The sequence below is a fragment of the Rhizobium sp. K102 genome, assembly GCF_022385315.1.
In the GTDB taxonomy this organism is placed as follows: domain Bacteria; phylum Pseudomonadota; class Alphaproteobacteria; order Rhizobiales; family Rhizobiaceae; genus Rhizobium; species Rhizobium croatiense.
Genome location: NZ_CP092436.1, coordinates 1293692 through 1311675, shown reverse-complemented (window position 1 = coordinate 1311675; position 17984 = coordinate 1293692). Strand labels below are relative to the sequence as shown.

Below are 17984 nucleotides of genomic sequence, written 5' to 3'. Positions count from 1 at the left end.
CCACCTGATTTCAGGAATACCGGGTTAACGCCTCTTCTTGAGGGATCGTCAATTCGCAGGCGATAAAACTGTCTCCGGCTTCATGATGAAGCCTGGAGTTAAAACATGAGCGAATTTCGTCTCGCTTTTCCGGCCTGCGTCGTGGCCGGCAAGCATCGGCTGGCGGCCGAAGATATCGTGCTATTGCGCAAACATGCCTTTCCCGAGGGAATCCGGACATCCCGGGATGTCGCGGCGATGTTGGCGCTCAACAATTCCTGTCCTGAAAAATGTGCCGAGTGGAACGCTTTCTTCGTGGAGCAGCTCGCCGGTTTCATCGTCAACCATACCTATCCGCAGGGCTCGTTGGATGACATCAACGTTGCCTGGATCATGCGCATGTTCACGACCGATGGCGTCGTCAACTCGGCGCTGGAGCTCGAGCTCATTCTCCACATCATGGAGATTTCGGCCGATGTCCCGGGCGAATTGAGAGCGCTTGCCCTCGACCAGCTTCGTCTGGCGATCACCGCCGGCATCGGCGGCTACAAGCTGTCGCGCGCCGTCGACCGCAGGAGCATCACCCGCCAGGACGTCGACTTTACGATGCGCATCTTCAGAAGCATCGCCGCAGGCGGCGTCATCGCCGTGTCTCCGGCCGAATATGGCGTCTTCCAGCAGATCGAGCAGGCAACCCTGCCGGCTGCCAACCATCCGCACTGGGCCCGCATCATGGCTGCCGTCGAACTGCGCGATCGTCCCGAGCCGCGCCGCAGCCGCTGGCTTCGCATCGTCGACGAAGAACCGGTTGCCAAAGCCGCGGTCGCCTGAGCTTTCTCAAGCCCGATTGTGCGTTCCGGTGTTTTATGCGTAAAACTCCGGAACGCATTTCTGGGTGGAGTCTCGATGTTCAAGAAAATCCTGATCGCGAATCGCGGCGAGATTGCCTGCCGCGTGATCAAGACCGCGCGCCGTATGGGCATTTCGACCGTTGCGGTCTATTCGGATGCGGATCGGGATGCGCTGCATGTCGAAATGGCTGACGAGGCCGTCCATATCGGCCCTGCCGCAGCCTCCGAAAGTTATCTGGTCGCCGAGAAGATCATCGCCGCCTGCAAGGCGACCGGCGCCGAGGCGGTGCATCCCGGCTACGGCTTTCTTTCCGAGCGCGCCGCCTTCTGCGCCGAGTTGGAAAAGCAGGGAATCGTCTTCATTGGCCCGAAGCCGAAGGCAATCATGGCGATGGGCGACAAGATCGAATCGAAGAAATTCGCCAACGCCGCCGGTGTGTCCACCGTGCCCGGCCATCTCGGCATCATCGACGATGCCGCCCATGCGGAAACGATCGCCGGCGGCATCGGCTATCCCGTCATGATCAAGGCGTCGGCCGGCGGCGGCGGCAAGGGCATGCGCATCGCCTGGAACAAGGCGGAGGTCCGCGATGGCTTCGAGCGCGCCCGTTCGGAGGCGAAAAGCTCCTTCGGCGACGACCGCATCTTCATCGAGAAGTTCGTCGTCGAGCCGCGCCACATCGAAATCCAGGTGCTGGCCGATGCCCATGGCAACGTCGTCTATCTGGGCGAGCGGGAATGCTCGATCCAGCGGCGCAACCAGAAGGTGGCCGAAGAGGCGCCCTCGCCTTTCCTCGACGAAAAGACCCGCAAGGCTATGGGCGAACAATCGGTGGCGCTGGCCAAGGCCGTGGAATACCAGAGCGCCGGCACCGTCGAATTCATCGTCGACCGCGACCGCAACTTCTATTTCCTCGAAATGAACACCCGCCTTCAGGTCGAGCATCCCGTCACCGAGCTCGTCACCGGCATCGATCTCGTCGAACAAATGATCCGCGTCGCGGCTGGAGAGCCGCTCAGCTTCGGCCAAGAGGATGTCAGCCTCGACGGCTGGGCGATCGAAAGCCGGCTCTATGCCGAAGATCCCTACCGCAATTTCCTGCCTTCGATCGGCCGCCTGACGCGCTACCGCCCGCCGGCGGAAGGCCGGACGGGCAATGTCGTCATCCGCAACGATACCGGCGTTTTCGAAGGCGCTGAAATCTCGATGTATTACGATCCGATGATCGCCAAGCTCTGCACCTGGGCGCCGACGCGCGGCGAGGCGATCGACGCCATGGGCCGGGCGCTCGACGGCTTCGTCGTCGACGGCATCGAGCATAATGTCCCCTTCCTGTCGGCGCTGATGAAACATCCGCGCTGGCGCGAAGGCCGGCTTTCCACCGGTTTCATCGCCGAGGAATATCCTGACGGCTTCGCGCCGATGAAGCCGGACCGGCAGGAGGAGGCCACGCTTGCTGCCATCGCGCTGTCGGCCTCGCTGATCGAGACGAACCGCCGCGAAGGTTTCGCCGATCGCCTGCGCGCCGCATCCGGCCCGCTGCGTGAGCATTGGGAGGTCAAGACCGGCGAAAACTATGTCGAGGTCAGATTGCTCGACGGCCTCGTCACCATCCCCTTCGATATGGACATGGCGATAGAGGGCGAGAACCGGAGCGTTGTCACCGATTGGAGACCTGGTGATCCGGTCTGGAGCGGCAAGGTCAGCGGCCGGGATATCACTGCCCAGATTCGTCCCGTTCTCAACGGCCTGCGCATCGACTGGCAGGGATTGTCCGTCACCGCCAAGGTCTTTTCGCCGCGCCATGCCGAACTCGACAGGCTGATGCCGGTGAAGCTGCCGCCTGATACCTCCAAGCTCCTGCTCTGCCCGATGCCCGGCCTCGTCGTTGCCATCGCGGTTGCCGAGGGCCAGGAGGTCAAAGCCGGCGAGACGCTTGCGATCGTCGAAGCGATGAAAATGGAAAACGTGCTGCGCGCCGAGCGCGATCTCGTTGTTTCGAAGATCAATGCCGCGGCCGGCGAAAGCCTGGCCGTCGATGCCGTGATCATGGAATTCGACTGAGAGAAAGCCGCGCGGCCGGCCGTTTTCGCTTGAGCGCGGCGCGCCGACCATGCCAAGCTCAGCCCCAATAATATTGTCAGGGAGATATAAAATGGACGTACGCGCCGCCGTGGCCACGCAGGCCGGAAAACCGCTGGAAGTGATGACCGTGCAGCTCGACGGCCCGAAGGCCGGCGAAGTGCTGGTTGAGGTCAAGGCGACCGGCATCTGCCACACCGACGATTTCACCCTGTCGGGCGCCGATCCGGAAGGCCTGTTCCCGGCCATTCTCGGTCATGAGGGTGCCGGTATCGTCGTCGACGTCGGCCCCGGTGTCACCTCGGTCAAGAAGGGCGACCACGTCATTCCGCTCTATACGCCGGAATGCCGCGAATGTTATTCCTGCCTGTCGCGCAAGACCAATCTCTGCACCGCCATCCGCTCGACCCAGGGCCAGGGGCTGATGCCGGACGGCACCTCGCGCTTCTCGATCGGCAAGGACAAGATCCACCACTATATGGGCTGCTCGACCTTCGCCAATTACACCGTGCTGCCGGAGATCGCCCTTGCCAAGGTCAATCCCGACGCCCCGTTCGACAAGATCTGCTATATCGGCTGCGGTGTCACCACCGGCATCGGCGCGGTGATCAACACCGCCAAGGTGGAGATCGGCGCCACCGCCATCGTCTTCGGCCTCGGCGGCATCGGCCTCAACGTGCTGCAGGGCTTGCGGCTGGCCGGCGCCGACATGATCATCGGCGTCGACATCAATCCCGAGCGCAAGGCCTGGGGCGAGAAATTCGGTATGACCCATTTCGTCAATCCGAAGGAGGTCGGCGACGACATCGTGCCCTATCTCGTCAACATGACGAAGCGGGGTGGCGACCTGATCGGCGGCGCCGACTACACCTTCGATTGCACCGGCAACACCAAGGTGATGCGCCAGGCGCTGGAAGCATCGCACCGCGGCTGGGGCAAATCGATCATCATCGGCGTTGCCGGCGCCGGCCAGGAGATCTCGACCCGTCCGTTCCAGCTGGTGACCGGCCGCAACTGGATGGGCACCGCCTTCGGCGGCGCGCGCGGCCGCACCGACGTGCCGAAGATCGTCGACTGGTACATGCAGGGCAAGATCCAGATCGACCCGATGATCACCCACACCATGCCGCTCGAAGACATCAACAAGGGCTTCGAGATGATGCACAAGGGTGAAAGCATCCGCGGCGTGGTGGTCTACTGATGGCTTCGACGACTTACACAGCCGACCTCAAGAGCGTCGATGAGCTCCTCGCGCGGGAGCTTTACGACCTGTTGAAAATGCGTGTCGATGTCTTCGTCGTCGAGCAAAACTGCCCTTATCCCGAACTCGACGGCAAGGATATCGATGCCCTGCATCTACGGCTGATGGAGAGCGGCGAACTCCTGGCTTCGGCGCGGATTCTGAAACCGCACGAGCCGCAGGATCCGTCAAAGATCGGCCGCGTCGTCGTCTCGCCCGCCCATCGCGGCAGGCGGCTGGGCGATGCATTGATGAGCGAAGCGATCTCGGCTTGCGAACGGCTTTATCCGGCAAACCCCATCGCCTTGTCGGCGCAGGCCCATCTGCGCCGATTCTACGAAGCCTTCGGTTTCGTCGTGGCATCGGAGGAATATCTGGAAGACGGTATTCCCCATATCGATATGGTCCGCCAGCTCGCCATCCGGCCGGCAAGGATATTGTCATGATCTATGTCGATGCCGATGCCTGCCCGGTGAAGCCGGAAGTCCTGAAAGTTGCCGAACGCCACGGCCTCGAAGTTACCTTCGTCGCCAATTCCGGCCTGCGCCCATCGCGCGATCCGATGGTTCACAACGTCATCGTCTCCAACGCCTTCGATGCCGCCGACAACTGGATCGCCGAGCACGCCGGGCCGGGCGACGTCGTCGTCACCGCCGACGTGCCGCTCGCCGTGCGCTGTGTCGCCACCGGCGCTTTCGTCAGCGGCCCGACGGGCCGTGTCTTCGACGAGACCAATATCGGCATGGCAAGCGCCATGCGCGATCTCGGCGCGCATCTGCGCGAAACCGGCGAGAGCAAGGGCTACAACGCCGCCTTCAGCCCGAAAGACCGCTCACGCTTCCTCGAAACTTTCGATCGCCTCTGCCGCCGCGCCAAGAGCCTCTCCTCGGAGGCTGGCCGGCAGCCCTGATCACGCCCGCATGAAACGGGTGGCATGGCGGCCATGCGGATTCCCACCTTGAACGCAGCCGTCCCCTCGCGCATATAGACGCTATCGCAGACGACTGCGGCATCCCGACGGATGCAATGTCGCGGGGACGGCCTCGCTCTTGAACAAGGAGAGTCGCATGGCCTGGTTTCTGCTTTTTCTTGCCGGTCTTTTCGAATGTGGTTGGGCGATCGGCCTTAAATATACGGATGGTTTCACGCGGCCGTTGCCGACGGCGTTGACTGTCATATCCATGGTGGTCAGCATCGTGTTGCTCGGCCTGGCGGTGAAGCATCTGCCGATCGGCACCGCCTATGCGGTCTGGACCGGCATCGGCACGGTCGGCACCGTGCTGCTCGGCATCTGGCTGCTCGGCGATGAGGCAAGTGTCTCCCGTCTTGCCTGTATCACGCTGATCGTCGGCGGCATCGCCGGTCTCAAGCTCACTGCCTAAATAAAGAAAACGCTGCGGGGCATTGCAACGCCCCGCAGTCTATATCATCAGGCTGTTTTGCGGCTGTCGACGGCAAATGCACCTGGACCGGAGAAGAACAGGTAGAGGAAGACGAAGCAGAACAGGATCGCGGCGTCGCCCTCATTGACAACGGGGAAAAAGCTACGCGGCGCATGCGCCATGAAATAGGCGACCGCCATTTGGCCGGCCAGCACGAAGGCGACGGGACGCGTCAGCAGGCCGACGAGAATGAGGATGCCGCCGACCAGTTCCAGGAGGGCTGCAAAAAGCATCAGCGGCGGCAGCGAGCCCTCCATCGCCGGAATCGGGAAACTGAAAAGCTTCATCGTGCCATGTTCGATGAACAGCAGCGCGGTGATGATTCTGAGAGCGGCCAGCCCATAGGGCTGATAGGCAGAAAGACGCTCGAAACTTGACATAAAACCTCTCCATTTAAAATATTGCAGCCGAGCGTTAGCCCGTCCCCGACAGGGATTGAACACACGGATCGCTGACATCCGTTCACTTTTTCGACAGCAGGCAAACACCTGAGTCGGCGGCTTTATTCATTTTCGAATGTCAGAGCGGAATGTTGTCGTGTTTCTTCCACGGATTGGCGAGATCCTTGTTGCGCAGCATCTTCAGGCCGCGCGCCAGCCGCCGGCGGGTCGAATGCGGCATGATCACCTCGTCGACATAACCGCGCTCGGCGGCCACGAAGGGGGACAGGAACCGGTCCTCGTACATTTTCGTATGGGCGGCGATCTTTTCGGGATCGGCGATATCCTTGCGGAAGATGATCTCGACGGCGCCCTTGGCGCCCATCACGGCGATCTGCGCCGTCGGCCAGGCATAGTTCAAGTCGCCACGCAGATGCTTCGACGCCATCACATCATAGGCGCCGCCGAAAGCCTTGCGGGTGATGACGGTGAGCTTCGGCACCGTCGCCTCGGCATAGGCAAAGAGCAGCTTGGCGCCATGCTTGATGAGCCCGCCATATTCCTGTGCGGTGCCCGGCAGGAAGCCCGGCACGTCGACGAAGGTGACGATCGGAATGTTGAAGCAGTCGCAGAAGCGCACGAAGCGGGCGGCCTTGCGCGAGGCGTCGCTGTCGAGCACGCCGGCCAGCACCATCGGCTGGTTGGCGACGAAACCGACGGTGGAGCCTTCGATGCGGCCGAAACAGCAGACGATGTTTCCGGCGAAACTCGCCTGGATCTCGAAGAAATCCCCCTCGTCCGCCACCTTCCGGATCAGTTCCTTGATGTCATAAGGCTTGTTGGCGCTCGCCGGCACCAGCGTATCGAGCGATGCGTCGGTCTCCGTCACCGACTGGTAACATTCGATCTCGGGCAGCGGCGCGGTGTTCGAAAGCGGCAGGAAATCGATCAGCCGGCGCACCTGCAGCAGCGTTTCGACATCATTCTCATAGGCGCCGTCGGCAATCGAAGAGCGGGTGGTATGCACCACGGCGCCACCGAGTTCCTCAGCGGTTACCGTCTCGTTGGTGACGGTTTTCACCACATCGGGGCCGGTGACGAACATGTAGGAAGTATCGCGCACCATGAAGATGAAATCGGTCATGGCAGGCGAATAGACGTCGCCGCCGGCGCAGGGACCCATGATGACGGAGATCTGCGGGATCACGCCCGAAGCGAGCACGTTGCGTTGGAACACTTCGGCATACCCGCCAAGTGCAGCCACGCCTTCCTGGATGCGGGCGCCGCCCGCATCATAGATGCCGACGATCGGCGCGCGGTTTTTCAGCGCCATGTCCTGCACCTTCATGATCTTCTCGGCATGCGCCTCCGAAAGCGAGCCGCCGAAGACGGTGAAGTCTTTGGCGAAGACGAAGACTGTGCGGCCATTGACCGTGCCCCACCCGGTCACGACGCCGTCGCCGGCAATACGGCTCTTGTCCATGCCGAAATCGGTGGAGCGATGTTCGACGAACATGTCGAACTCCTCGAAGGATCCCTCGTCGAGGAAGAGGTCGATGCGCTCGCGCGCGGTCAGCTTGCCACGCTCGTGCTGAGCCTGGATACGCGCCTTGCCGCCGCCAAGGCGGGCGATGCCGCGGCGGCGTTCCAGTTCTTCGAGAATTTCCTTCATGCGATTTCCCTCACCGCCTGCGTGTTCGATATGCGCTAGAGCATGATGCCGAAAAGTGTCAGCCGTTTTCGAACGACAACATGCTCTAACTCTTTAATTTGAAACAGGATTCAGATTTTAGACCGACCGGGCCTAAAATCATCCTGTTCTAGCGGCTGCGTCCGCTGAGCGAGAAAACCGAGCGTATCCTGGCTGCCACATCCTCGGCGATGATTTCGTCGGCAAGCTTGGGGTCGGCGGCCATGCTGGTCACGTCGAAGGCGCTGACGGCGATCACCGAGCCATCCTCCACCGAAGCCGCGTCGACGCTGATCTTGGCGACGTTGCGGTCCTTCTGGAAGCCGAGGCCTTTCTGGATGGATATCACGCGGATCGTCAGCACAACCCGCGGCAGCGCGGTATCACGCACGGTGGCATTGATCGCGGCATTGACGCGGTCGTTGATGCCGGAGAGCAGTTCGGCCGGCATGTTCGGTCCGGAGAGAACGACGCCGCTGCGCACATCGTAGAGCGGCGGCGCAGGCTTCGGACCTAAAAGGCTGGCGCAGTCCGTGAGCGCAATACAGACGAGTACGGCCCGGCAAAAACTCGACCTCAGCCAATTCATGACAAAATCCCGCACCCACCCCGTTGGAGTCGCAGTTTCGTCATAATGCCCGGGAAGGCAATATGTTTCAGGCGCTTAGGGCGAAAAAAACATCCGCCGCCGCCTTGAACTCGACAAAGCGCTTGGCGCGGCGCTCCTCGGCTTCCTCGTCGCTGCCCCAATGCTCGATCGTCCAGTCCTCGTCGAGATGGGCAAGCGACCACACCTCCTCCACCGTCACCCGATCCTCGGCAAAGGCGAGTGCCAGGATCGCCGAACCGGTCAGCGTCGTGATGGTGTGGAGAGCGGCGAGCGCCATCGGGCTCTGATGCCGCGCCAGCGTGACGGCAAAGGCTGCGGTCGCCTCGCGCGGCTGCTCGTGGTGCATCACCCCCTCAATGAGGATGAAGCGGGCGCCCAGATCATTGGCCGCCCAGTCGATTACCGGATCCCAGCGCTCCCTCTGGCGCTCGACCAGCAGTTCGGGTCCGTCGGCGCGGTAGCAGAGGAGGTCGCACGAGGAAAAGCGCAGAATGTCCTCGAAGATCGCCTGCGCATTGGTGGCCACGCCGTCGAGCGCGGTGTTGACGAGCCGGGTCACCGGCATGGTCACGGGATCGATCTCCTGGCCTTGGGCTTGCCATTCGGCGGCGACAAGCTGCGCGAGCGCTTCGGTCGGCACGGCGAGAACCTGCCGCGCCGGCGTGCGCACCATCTTGCTGTCGAGCGTGATCGCAAAACCGCCCTCGCGCTCGGCAACGGCGACCTCGGCATAGAAGCGCTTCGGCAGCGGTTTCTTCATCTGAATCTGCGCCCGGCGGATGGGATCGGGATGGCTCAGGCCTTCGGAAAGATCGTTCAGCAGATCGCGCATGGGCTCACCTCAGGAAAAATGGCGCAATATCTCGTTCGGATGATAGGCAATCGCATCGGCGCCATTGGCGATCAGCTCATCCACGCTGGCATAGCCCCAAGCAACGCCGATCGCCTTGGCGCCGGCCGCCTTTGCCATCTGCATATCGTAAACCGCATCGCCAATGACAACGGCATCGCGCGCATTCATGCCGGTTTCGTCGCAGCATTCCGTCACCATGGCCGGATGCGGCTTGGAGGGGCAATCGTCGGCAGTGCGCGCAACGACAAAATGCTGGTCGAAGCCGTGCGTCTCCATCACCAGCTTCAGCCCGCGCCGGGATTTGCCGGTCACCGCCCCGATCAGCAGATCCTCGCGGCCGCTGATCGCGTCGATCATCTCGCGGATGCCGGCAAACAGCGGCTCCCTGTAGTCAAGATCCTGGCGCACGACCGTAAACAGCGATTTGTAATGAGCCGTCATGTCGATGTCCTGCTGCTCGACATGCGGCCTGCCTTGCATCCGGGCGATCGCGATATCCAGCGACAGGCCGATAATGGCCTTGGTGTCCTCGAACCGAGGTTCCGGCTTGCCAAATTTATCGAAAGTCCGCCGCATGGTTTCGTGGATCAGCCCGGCGCTGTCGACCAGCGTGCCGTCGCAATCGAAAAGCGCAAGTTTCATTCGCTATCCCTTTCAGCACCGGCGAGATCGAGGCCGAGGAGGTTCCAGGTCTGCACCATATGCGGCGGCAACGGCGCGCTGACGCGCAGGCGACCGCCGGAAGGGTGCGGAATATCGATATGGCGCGCGTGCAGATGCAGACGCTTCTGGATACCGCCCGGAAAATCCCAGTTCGGATCGTCGTCGAAATATTTCGGATCGCCGATGATCGGATGGCCGATGTGCAGGGCATGGACGCGCAACTGGTGGGTACGACCGGTATAAGGCTCCATCTCCAGCCATGCGAGGTTCTGCGCCGCCGTCTCCAGCACGCGGTAGAAGGAAATCGCATGATCGGCGCCGTCCTCACCGTGTTTGGCGATGCGCATGCGATCGCCATCGGCGGTTGGCTCCTTGACGAGCCAGGTCGAGATCTTGTCCTCGTGCTTGCGCGGCACGCCCTTGACCAGTGCCCAGTAGGTCTTCTTGGTATCGCGCTCGCGGAAGGCGGCGGTCAGCTTCTGTGCGGCGCCGCGGGTGCGGGCGATGACGAGCACGCCTGACGTGTCGCGGTCGAGGCGGTGGACGAGCCGCGGCTTCTCGCCCTTGGGACTGATCCAAGCTTCGAGCATCTGGTCGATATGCCGGGCGACACCGGAGCCGCCCTGCACCGCAAGCCCGGGGGGCTTGTTGAGGACGATCACCTTTTCATCCTCGTGCAGCACCATGCGCGACAGGAGTTCGAAATCGCTGGAATGCTTGAGATCCTTGCCGGCGATCGGACCGGATTTCAGCTTCGCATCGACATCGAGCGGCGGCACGCGCACCGTCTGGCCAGGCTGCACGCGCGCGTCCGATTTGACACGACCGCCGTCGACGCGCACCTGTCCGGAGCGCAGCAGCTTCTGCAGCGGACCGAAGCCGAGCCCGGGAAAATGCACCTTGAACCAGCGATCGAGCCGCATGCCGGCTTCGTCGGGTTCAACCTTGATATGTTCTATGCCAGCCATAGTCGATCTTTCGGAAATTGCCGCACGGGCCGAGCCGGCGTTCTTGCCGGAGCCTTTAGAGCATTTTCACACAAAACGGAAACCGGAATCGAAATCAGGCAAAAGCGCGCATGACGGCGAGCCCTGATATGACAGCCACCATCGAAAGCCCGACGCTTGCAGCGATGTAGATCCCGCCGGCGACGGCCTCGCCGCGCTCGAACAGGGAGATCGCATCGAGCGAGAAGGCCGAGAACGTGGTGAAGCCGCCGAGAAAGCCGGTAATCAGCAAGAGGCGCAGCTCCATTGAGGCGTTGAACCTGCGTGCGATCAGTTCGGCGAAGACGCCGATGACGAAGCAGCCGACCACGTTGACGGCGAGTGTGCCCCAGGGAAAGGCAGGCCCCATGAGCCTCAGCGCCCATTGGCCGACGTAATATCTGAGAACGGAACCGATCGCGCCGCCGAGGGCGACAAGGAAAGCCTGAATCATAAGCCGGATTTACCGCAATTCGGCAGCTGTTCCAATGGAATCGCGCGAATTCCTGCCACTCGGTAAAATGCCAATGATTTTCTTACGATAGCGCCAAGGCCATGCCGCTACCGTGACGGCATGACGCAACTCCTGTCCATATCGGCCAACACCGCCGCCATTGCCTTCGAATCGCTGAGGATCCCGCAGCGTGTAGCAACGAGCACGGCAGCGCGTGATGCAAAGCGCATTGCCGACCGGCAATTGAAGGCCGAAAGCCCCGACCAGGCCGAGGAGCCCTCCAGCATCATTCAATCGACGGAGGTGGCGCTCGACCTGATGGCCAAAGGCAACCGCCAGCCGCAGACTGGCCTCAAGCAGGCGCTGCAATCCTATGAAGACGTCTGAGGCAACAGCTTTCCGAACGAAGCCATACCTGGGTTAAGAAGAGCCCACAGCACGGCCGCGGGCTCCTGGACTGCGCTCTCACTTGCCCTGGGCCGACAGCACCTGCAGCACCAGGTCGACCTTGCCGGCCTTCTCAAAGGTCAGCGTCACGGGCACGTTATCGCCCTGCTTAAACGGCGTTTTCACCTTCTGGAACATCAGATGCAGGCTGCCGGGCTCGAGCTTGACGGTTTCGCCCGCAGCGATGGCGATGCCATCCTTCAGCTGCCGCATCCGCATGACATTGTCCTTCGTTTCCATCGCATGGATCTGAACCTCACCTGATATCGGCGAGGTGACCGACACCAGGCGATCGTCCGCCTGGCCGCTATTCTTCACCGTGAAGAAGCCGCCGCCGACCGGCTGGCCGGGCAGCATCGCCTTGGCGAAACCGCCCGAGATTTCAAGATCCCCCGCCTCGACCGTTTCGCCGGCCGGCACCGCAGCCGCCATGCCGGCCATGTCGTGATCGTGACCATGGCTATCCCCGGCAACGACCTTCAGGAGCGGCGCCGGATTTTTCATCCCATGCGGGTCGCTGCCGTCCTTTGCCACCTGATCCCAGGCCGCAACCGCGTCGCCGCACATCTGGATCACCGGAAAGGCCAGCGACGTACCCGCCGCGACGCCCGATACCTTCCCCTGGATGACAAAGGTGTCGTAGAAATCATCGGAGAGATTGCCGTTCTTCCAGCGGATCTCGATCGCGCCCGCCTTTACCTTGTCGCCGTGGTTGTCGTAGGTCTTCTGGTAGTCGCCCTTGATCACTTCGAGCTCCCAGCCAGCTTTCGGCTGCGGCTTGGCGAAGACGAAGCCCTCCGGGAGTTTGACCCGCACTTCGGTGGTCGCTTTGCCGTCGCAACCATGCGGCAGCTGCAGCGTGGCGAGAATGGTGGTTTCCTGCGTCGCCTCCTTGTTGAGGAAGGTCATATGTGCCTTGGCCCCGGCAAGGGCGGTTGCGGAAAGAAGCGCGGCAAGCGCAAAAGTCTTGATAGTCTTCATCGGATATCTCCTCGCCGGCCGCGGACTTCTCTTGGGCGGACCGGCATGCTGCGTCATGGGTTGCGGAGGCAGATCAGATGAGGGACGGAGGCGCGCGCGAATTCGCCCGGCTGACGGCGCTGGCACCGGCAAAGGCGGCGATCTCGATCGGCGCATTGCCGAGCGAGGCGAGCTTGCGCTCGAGCCAGGACCCCGCATCCGGCGTCGGCAGGATCACCGAGGCCGACAGCCGGCAGGCCTCGCAATTCGGCTTGAAGGCGACGGTCTTGCCGCCGGTGTCTCTCACGGTGACGCAGAGCGAGGCAAAGCTGCCGTCGGGCAGCACATAGGCGGCGGCGTCATAACCGTCGGAAGCGGCAGCCTGCGGCGCCTGATGGGCAAATCCGAGCAAAGCCAAGCTCAAGGCGCAAAGCATGCGCAGAAAGAGCGTTGCTTTCAGTCCGTTCTGCCGCATGAGATCCCCTTCAACAGCATGTCGCGATAGCCGGTTTCCCCTTGGATTGCAAAAGCAGATTTGCCGCAGCTGGCGGCCGGACCTGACTATGGCGACAAAAATTTGTCCGGTCACGACATTTGGCCTTGCCAAGCGCTACGCCCGCCGGATAATTGCGCCCAACCCTGTTGGGAGAATCCGGTGCTTTCGCCACCGGTGCCGAAGGAGCAACCGCCCCGGAAACTCTCAGGCCAAAGGACCAGCAAGGGGCAGACGGAACTCTGGAGAGAAGCGTTCTCGAAACGCTCGCCGAAGGGATAACAATCTCAGGCAAAGGGACAGAGGGGGCTCAGGAGAGAAGTGCGCAGCCGCGCCTTCAGATTTGAGCCCGCGCCTTCGCGAGAAGGCGCAAACCCCGGAGGCGTCTTTTGGACGATACTGCTGCCCTGAAGAAAACCCCGCTGCATGCCCTGCATCTTTCGCTCGGCGCCCGCATGGTGCCGTTCGCGGGTTACGACATGCCGGTGCAATATCCCGCAGGCGTGATGAAGGAGCATCTTCATACCCGCACTGAGGCCGGCCTCTTCGATGTCTCCCACATGGGCCAGGTCATCGTGAAGGCGAAGTCGGGCCGCTACGAGGATGCGGCGCTGGCGCTCGAAAGCCTGGTGCCGGTCGACATCCTAGGCCTTGCCGAAGGCCGCCAGCGCTACGGCTTTTTCACCGACGACACCGGCTGCATTCTCGACGACCTGATGATCGCCCATCTCGACGACCACCTCTTCGTCGTCGTCAACGCCGCCTGCAAGGAGGCCGATCTCGCCCATCTGCAGGCCCATATCGGCGACCAGTGCGACATCACCCTTCTCAACCGCGCTTTGATCGCGCTGCAGGGGCCGCGCGCAGTCGCGGTTCTCGCCGAACTCTGGGCCGACGTCGCTGCGATGAAATTCATGGACGTGCGCCACTGCCGCCTGCATGACGTTTCCTGTCTGGTCTCGCGCTCCGGCTATAGCGGCGAGGACGGCTTCGAGATCTCGATTCCATCAGACAAGGCCGAGGATGTCACCATGCGGCTGCTCGAACATCCGGACGTCCAGGCAATCGGCCTCGGCGCCCGCGATTCGCTGCGCCTGGAAGCCGGCCTCTGCCTTTATGGCAACGATATCGACACGACCACCTCGCCCGTCGAGGCAGCGCTCGAATGGGCAATGCAGAAGGCGCGGCGCGCCGGCGGCGCACGCGCCGGCGGCTTCCCGGGCTCCGGCCGCATTCTCTCCGAACTCGAAAACGGCGCTGCCCGCCGCCGCGTCGGCCTGAAGCCGGAAGGCAAGGCGCCGGTGCGCGGCCATGCAAAGCTCTATGCCGATGCCGAGGGCCAGACCGAAATCGGCGAAGTCACCTCGGGCGGCTTCGGCCCCAGCGTCGAAGGCCCTGTCGCCATGGGCTACGTGCCGGTCTCTCATGCTGCGGCCGGCACGCAGGTTTATGCCGAGGTACGCGGCAAGTTCCTGCCCGTCACCGTCTCTGCCCTGCCCTTCGTTACGCCGACCTACAAACGCTGAAACCCTGTTTTCCGAAAGGATTTTTCCATGCTGAAATTTACCGCTGAACATGAATGGCTTGAACTCGATGGCGATGTCGCAACCGTCGGCATCACCACCTATGCAGTCGAACAGCTGGGCGATCTCGTCTTCGTCGAACTGCCCGAAATCGGCAAGAGCTTTGCGAAGAACGACGATGCGGCAACCGTCGAATCCGTCAAGGCAGCCTCCGAAGTCTATTGTCCGCTCGACGGCGAGATCACCGCGGTCAACGAGGCGATCGTCGCCGATCCCTCGCTCATAAACTCCGATCCGCAGGGCGCCGGCTGGTTCTTTAAGCTGAAGCTCAAGAATCGTGCCGATGCCGATGGTCTGCTCGACGAGGCCGCATACAAGGAGCTCATCGCGTAATGACGACGCCGACCGAATTCCAGTTCACCGATTATCAGCCCTACGATTTCGCCAATCGCCGCCATATCGGCCCCTCGCCGGCCGAGATGACCGACATGCTGAAGGTAATCGGCTATAACAGCCTCGACGGGCTGATCGATGCGACGCTGCCGCCCGCCATCCGCCAGAAGGCGCCGCTCGTCTGGGGCGCGCCGATGACCGAACGCGAGGCGCTCGACAAGCTGCGCGAGACCGCCAACAAGAACAAGGTGCTGGTCTCGCTGATCGGCCAGGGCTACTACGGCACGATCACGCCGCCGGTCATCCAGCGCAATATCCTGGAGAATCCCGCGTGGTACACGGCTTACACGCCCTACCAGCCTGAAATCAGCCAGGGCCGTTTGGAAGCGCTCTTGAACTATCAGACGATGATCTCAGACCTGACCGGCCTCGATGTCGCCAACGCCTCGCTGCTCGACGAGGCGACCGCCGCTGCCGAAGGCATGGCAATGGCCGAGCGCGTCTCCAAGTCGAAGGCGAAGGCTTTCTTCGTCGATGCCGACTGCCATCCGCAGACCATCGCCCTGATCCGCACCCGCGCCGAACCGCTCGGCTGGAGCGTCATCGTCGGCAATCCCTTCACCGATCTCGATCCCGTCGACGTCTTCGGGGCGATCTTCCAATATCCCGGCACCCATGGTCACGTGCATGATTTCACCGGGCTGATCGCACGCCTGCACCAGGCCGGCGCCATCGCCGTCGTTGCCGCCGATATCCTGGCGCTGACGCTGTTGAAATCACCCGGCGAAATGGGCGCCGACATCGCCATCGGCTCCTCGCAGCGCTTCGGCGTTCCCGTTGGCTACGGCGGCCCGCATGCGGCCTATATGGCGGTGAAGGACGCCATCAAGCGCTCCATGCCCGGCCGCCTTGTCGGCGTTTCCGTCGATGCCCGCGGCAACCGCGCCTACCGCCTGTCGCTGCAGACCCGCGAACAGCATATCCGTCGCGAGAAGGCGACGTCGAACATCTGCACCGCCCAGGTGCTGCTTGCCGTCATGGCCTCGATGTATACGGTCTTTCACGGACCCGATGGCATCAAGGCGATCGCCCAGCAGGTGCACCAGAAGGCCGTGCTGATGGCCAAGGGCCTGGAAAAGCTCGGCTATAAGGTTGAACCCGAAAGCTTCTTCGACACGATCACCGTCGATGTCGGCCATATGCAAGGGCTCATCCTGCGCGCCGCCGTCGCCGAAGGCGTCAATCTGCGCAAGGTCGGCGAGACGAAGATCGGCATGAGCCTCGACGAGCGCACCCGGCCTGCGACCCTCGAAGCCGTCTGGCGCGCCTTCGGCGGCAATTTCGCCATCGCCGATTTCGAGCCCTCCTACCGCCTGCCGAAGGGCCTGCTCCGGACCAGCGATTATCTCACCCATCCGATCTTCCACATGAACCGGGCCGAGAGCGAGATGACGCGTTACATCCGCCGGCTCTCCGACCGGGATCTCGCCCTCGACCGCGCCATGATCCCGCTCGGCTCCTGCACGATGAAGCTGAACGCGACCGCGGAAATGCTGCCGATCACCTGGCCGGAATTTTCCGATATCCATCCCTTCGTGCCATCAGACCAGGCGCTCGGCTACCGCGAGATGCTCGACGACCTCACGGAAAAGCTCTGCGCCGTCACCGGCTACGATGCCTTCTCGATGCAGCCGAATTCCGGGGCGCAAGGCGAGTATGCCGGCCTGCTGACGATCCGCAACTACCACATCGCCAATGGCGAGGCTCATCGCGACGTCTGCCTGATCCCGACCTCTGCGCACGGCACCAACCCGGCTTCGGCCCAGATGGTCGGCATGAAGGTGGTCGTCGTCAAGGTGCGCGAGAATGGCGACATCGACATGGAGGACTTCCGTGCGAAGGCCGAGGAGCATTCGGCAAATCTCTCCTGCTGCATGATCACTTATCCCTCGACGCACGGCGTGTTCGAGGAAACGGTCAAGGAGATCTGTGAACTGGTGCACAAACACGGCGGCCAGGTCTATCTCGACGGCGCCAACATGAACGCCATGGTCGGCCTGTCCCGCCCCGGTGACATCGGCTCCGACGTGTCCCATCTCAACCTGCACAAGACCTTCTGCATCCCGCATGGCGGCGGTGGCCCCGGCATGGGCCCGATCGGCGTCAAGGCGCATCTGGCGTCGCACCTGCCCGGCCATCCCGAGACCGACGGCCGTCCGGGCGCGGTTTCAGCGGCAGCCTTCGGCTCGGCTTCGATCCTGCCGATCTCCTGGAGCTATTGCCTGATGATGGGCGGCGAAGGCCTGACGCAGGCGACCAAGGTGGCGATCCTCAACGCCAACTACATCGCCGCCCGGCTGAAGGGCGCCTATGACGTGCTTTACAAGTCGAAGACCGGCCGTGTGGCGCATGAATGCATCATCGACACCCGGCCGCTGGTCGACAGCGCCGGCGTCACCGTCGACGACGTCGCCAAGCGGCTGATCGACTGCGGCTTCCATGCGCCGACCATGAGCTGGCCGGTGGCCGGCACGTTGATGATCGAGCCGACGGAAAGCGAGACCAAGGCCGAGCTCGACCGTTTCTGCGAGGCGATGCTGGCGATCCGTGAGGAAGCCCGCGCCATCGAGGAAGGCCGGATGGACAAGGTCAACAACCCGCTGAAAAACGCCCCGCACACGGTGGAAGACCTCGTCGGCGAATGGGACCGGCCCTACAGCAGAGAACAGGCCTGCTTCCCGCCCGGCGCCTTCCGCGTCGACAAATACTGGTCCCCGGTCAACCGCGTCGACAACGTCTACGGCGACCGCAACCTCATCTGCACCTGCCCGCCGGTCGAAAGCTACGCCGAGGCGGCGGAATAGCGTAAAATTCGGCAAGCCCCTCTCACCGTTGAGAGGGGCTGCCTGCGCGTCGGCCTTTCATGCACGGCACGAA

The 17984-nt window shown here is 62.5% G+C and carries 19 protein-coding genes and 2 riboswitches; of the genes, 10 read left to right on the top strand and 9 right to left on the bottom strand.

Annotated features, from left to right (window positions below; genetic code table 11):
• Window positions 1–105 precede the first annotated feature (105 nt).
• The 6 genes from MHI61_RS12320 (at window position 106) to sugE (ending at window position 5535) form a co-directional block, all read left to right on the top strand.
• The gene (locus MHI61_RS12320; RefSeq protein WP_239792217.1) at window positions 106–810 is read left to right on the top strand and encodes a hypothetical protein; all 705 of its coding nucleotides are present in this window, start codon (window positions 106–108) and stop codon (window positions 808–810) included.
• A 75-nt stretch (window positions 811–885) separates the two neighbouring features.
• Window positions 886–2895: an acetyl/propionyl/methylcrotonyl-CoA carboxylase subunit alpha gene (locus tag MHI61_RS12315; protein WP_239792216.1), complete on the top strand. Its 2010-nt coding sequence runs from the start codon at window positions 886–888 to the stop codon at window positions 2893–2895.
• Window positions 2896–2986: 91 nt separating this feature from the next.
• The gene (locus MHI61_RS12310) at window positions 2987–4114 is read left to right on the top strand and encodes an S-(hydroxymethyl)glutathione dehydrogenase/class III alcohol dehydrogenase (protein ID WP_239792215.1); all 1128 of its coding nucleotides are present in this window, start codon (window positions 2987–2989) and stop codon (window positions 4112–4114) included.
• Window positions 4114–4599, top strand: coding sequence for a GNAT family N-acetyltransferase (locus MHI61_RS12305; protein ID WP_239792214.1), 486 nt, complete (start codon window positions 4114–4116; stop codon window positions 4597–4599). The genes MHI61_RS12310 and MHI61_RS12305 overlap by 1 nt, the downstream gene beginning before the upstream one ends.
• Window positions 4596–5063, top strand: a complete 468-nt coding sequence (locus MHI61_RS12300) for a YaiI/YqxD family protein (RefSeq protein ID WP_183838040.1) — start codon at window positions 4596–4598, stop codon at window positions 5061–5063. The genes MHI61_RS12305 and MHI61_RS12300 overlap by 4 nt, the downstream gene beginning before the upstream one ends.
• Window positions 5064–5220: 157 nt before the next feature.
• Window positions 5221–5535 (top strand): quaternary ammonium compound efflux SMR transporter SugE, encoded by a 315-nt coding sequence (gene sugE, locus MHI61_RS12295; protein ID WP_010026457.1) that lies wholly within the window; start codon window positions 5221–5223, stop codon window positions 5533–5535.
• A 47-nt stretch (window positions 5536–5582) separates the two neighbouring features.
• On the opposite strand, the gene MHI61_RS12290 is transcribed toward sugE, so the two are convergent.
• From MHI61_RS12290 to crcB, 7 genes are all read right to left on the bottom strand, one after another.
• A complete protein-coding gene (locus MHI61_RS12290) occupies window positions 5583–5975 on the bottom strand; it encodes a DoxX family protein (protein ID WP_097605108.1) in 393 nt (130 codons plus the stop codon).
• Window positions 5976–6114: 139 nt separating this feature from the next.
• Window positions 6115–7647 carry an acyl-CoA carboxylase subunit beta gene (locus MHI61_RS12285; RefSeq protein ID WP_239792213.1) on the bottom strand — a complete coding sequence of 511 codons (1533 nt, stop codon included), beginning with the start codon at window positions 7645–7647 and terminating at the stop codon, window positions 6115–6117.
• A gap of 148 nt (window positions 7648–7795) precedes the next feature.
• Window positions 7796–8254 (bottom strand): hypothetical protein, encoded by a 459-nt coding sequence (locus MHI61_RS12280; protein WP_239792212.1) that lies wholly within the window; start codon window positions 8252–8254, stop codon window positions 7796–7798.
• Window positions 8255–8321: 67 nt separating this feature from the next.
• Entirely contained in the window at window positions 8322–9107 is a 786-nt protein-coding gene (locus MHI61_RS12275; RefSeq protein WP_239792211.1) for an ATP12 family chaperone protein, read from the bottom strand.
• 9 nt (window positions 9108–9116) lie between these two features.
• A complete protein-coding gene (locus MHI61_RS12270; protein WP_239792210.1) occupies window positions 9117–9770 on the bottom strand; it encodes an HAD-IA family hydrolase in 654 nt (217 codons plus the stop codon).
• Complete coding sequence (locus MHI61_RS12265) at window positions 9767–10759, bottom strand: RluA family pseudouridine synthase (RefSeq protein ID WP_097583867.1); 993 nt, start codon at window positions 10757–10759, stop codon at window positions 9767–9769. The genes MHI61_RS12270 and MHI61_RS12265 overlap by 4 nt, the downstream gene beginning before the upstream one ends.
• A 94-nt stretch (window positions 10760–10853) precedes the next feature.
• A complete protein-coding gene (crcB, locus tag MHI61_RS12260; protein WP_239792209.1) occupies window positions 10854–11231 on the bottom strand; it encodes a fluoride efflux transporter CrcB in 378 nt (125 codons plus the stop codon).
• Between the two features lie 120 nt (window positions 11232–11351).
• On the opposite strand from crcB, the gene MHI61_RS12255 reads away from it, so the two are divergent.
• On the top strand, window positions 11352–11618 hold the full coding sequence (locus MHI61_RS12255; RefSeq protein WP_097583869.1) for a hypothetical protein: 267 nt from the start codon (window positions 11352–11354) through the stop codon (window positions 11616–11618).
• 78 nt (window positions 11619–11696) lie between these two features.
• On the opposite strand, the gene MHI61_RS12250 is transcribed toward MHI61_RS12255, so the two are convergent.
• Both MHI61_RS12250 and MHI61_RS12245 read right to left on the bottom strand, forming a co-directional pair.
• A complete protein-coding gene (locus tag MHI61_RS12250) occupies window positions 11697–12659 on the bottom strand; it encodes a copper chaperone PCu(A)C (protein ID WP_239792208.1) in 963 nt (320 codons plus the stop codon).
• Between the two features lie 73 nt (window positions 12660–12732).
• Window positions 12733–13113, bottom strand: coding sequence for a hypothetical protein (locus tag MHI61_RS12245; protein ID WP_239792207.1), 381 nt, complete (start codon window positions 13111–13113; stop codon window positions 12733–12735).
• 158 nt (window positions 13114–13271) lie between these two features.
• A riboswitch (glycine riboswitch) is annotated at window positions 13272–13360 on the top strand.
• A gap of 3 nt (window positions 13361–13363) precedes the next feature.
• Window positions 13364–13444, top strand: a riboswitch (glycine riboswitch).
• Between the two features lie 76 nt (window positions 13445–13520).
• Between MHI61_RS12245 and gcvT the strand changes: the two genes are divergently transcribed.
• The 3 genes from gcvT to gcvP are packed head-to-tail and all read left to right on the top strand — an operon-like array spanning window position 13521 to window position 17911.
• Window positions 13521–14657 (top strand): glycine cleavage system aminomethyltransferase GcvT, encoded by a 1137-nt coding sequence (gene gcvT / locus MHI61_RS12240; RefSeq protein WP_239792206.1) that lies wholly within the window; start codon window positions 13521–13523, stop codon window positions 14655–14657.
• Between the two features lie 27 nt (window positions 14658–14684).
• A complete protein-coding gene (gene gcvH, locus MHI61_RS12235; protein WP_097583877.1) occupies window positions 14685–15047 on the top strand; it encodes a glycine cleavage system protein GcvH in 363 nt (120 codons plus the stop codon).
• The gene (gene gcvP, locus MHI61_RS12230) at window positions 15047–17911 is read left to right on the top strand and encodes an aminomethyl-transferring glycine dehydrogenase (RefSeq protein ID WP_239792205.1); all 2865 of its coding nucleotides are present in this window, start codon (window positions 15047–15049) and stop codon (window positions 17909–17911) included. The genes gcvH and gcvP overlap by 1 nt, the downstream gene beginning before the upstream one ends.
• Window positions 17912–17984: the final 73 nt, after the last annotated feature.

Bases quoted from the DNA above. Each gene is read 5' to 3' on its own strand.
- gcvP (WP_239792205.1), top strand. From the start codon at position 15,047: ATGACGACGCCGACCGAATTCCAGTTCACCGATTATCAGCCCTACGAT.
- MHI61_RS12290 (WP_097605108.1), bottom strand. From the start codon at position 5,975: ATGTCAAGTTTCGAGCGTCTTTCTGCCTATCAGCCCTATGGGCTGGCC.
- MHI61_RS12280 (WP_239792212.1), bottom strand. From the start codon at position 8,254: ATGAATTGGCTGAGGTCGAGTTTTTGCCGGGCCGTACTCGTCTGTATT.
- sugE (WP_010026457.1), top strand. From the start codon at position 5,221: ATGGCCTGGTTTCTGCTTTTTCTTGCCGGTCTTTTCGAATGTGGTTGG.
- gcvH (WP_097583877.1), top strand. From the start codon at position 14,685: ATGCTGAAATTTACCGCTGAACATGAATGGCTTGAACTCGATGGCGAT.
- MHI61_RS12285 (WP_239792213.1), bottom strand. From the start codon at position 7,647: ATGAAGGAAATTCTCGAAGAACTGGAACGCCGCCGCGGCATCGCCCGC.
- MHI61_RS12320 (WP_239792217.1), top strand. From the start codon at position 106: ATGAGCGAATTTCGTCTCGCTTTTCCGGCCTGCGTCGTGGCCGGCAAG.
- MHI61_RS12255 (WP_097583869.1), top strand. From the start codon at position 11,352: ATGACGCAACTCCTGTCCATATCGGCCAACACCGCCGCCATTGCCTTC.
- crcB (WP_239792209.1), bottom strand. From the start codon at position 11,231: ATGATTCAGGCTTTCCTTGTCGCCCTCGGCGGCGCGATCGGTTCCGTT.
- MHI61_RS12250 (WP_239792208.1), bottom strand. From the start codon at position 12,659: ATGAAGACTATCAAGACTTTTGCGCTTGCCGCGCTTCTTTCCGCAACC.
- MHI61_RS12275 (WP_239792211.1), bottom strand. From the start codon at position 9,107: ATGCGCGATCTGCTGAACGATCTTTCCGAAGGCCTGAGCCATCCCGAT.
- MHI61_RS12310 (WP_239792215.1), top strand. From the start codon at position 2,987: ATGGACGTACGCGCCGCCGTGGCCACGCAGGCCGGAAAACCGCTGGAA.
- MHI61_RS12300 (WP_183838040.1), top strand. From the start codon at position 4,596: ATGATCTATGTCGATGCCGATGCCTGCCCGGTGAAGCCGGAAGTCCTG.
- MHI61_RS12270 (WP_239792210.1), bottom strand. From the start codon at position 9,770: ATGAAACTTGCGCTTTTCGATTGCGACGGCACGCTGGTCGACAGCGCC.
- MHI61_RS12265 (WP_097583867.1), bottom strand. From the start codon at position 10,759: ATGGCTGGCATAGAACATATCAAGGTTGAACCCGACGAAGCCGGCATG.
- MHI61_RS12305 (WP_239792214.1), top strand. From the start codon at position 4,114: ATGGCTTCGACGACTTACACAGCCGACCTCAAGAGCGTCGATGAGCTC.
- MHI61_RS12315 (WP_239792216.1), top strand. From the start codon at position 886: ATGTTCAAGAAAATCCTGATCGCGAATCGCGGCGAGATTGCCTGCCGC.
- MHI61_RS12245 (WP_239792207.1), bottom strand. From the start codon at position 13,113: ATGCGGCAGAACGGACTGAAAGCAACGCTCTTTCTGCGCATGCTTTGC.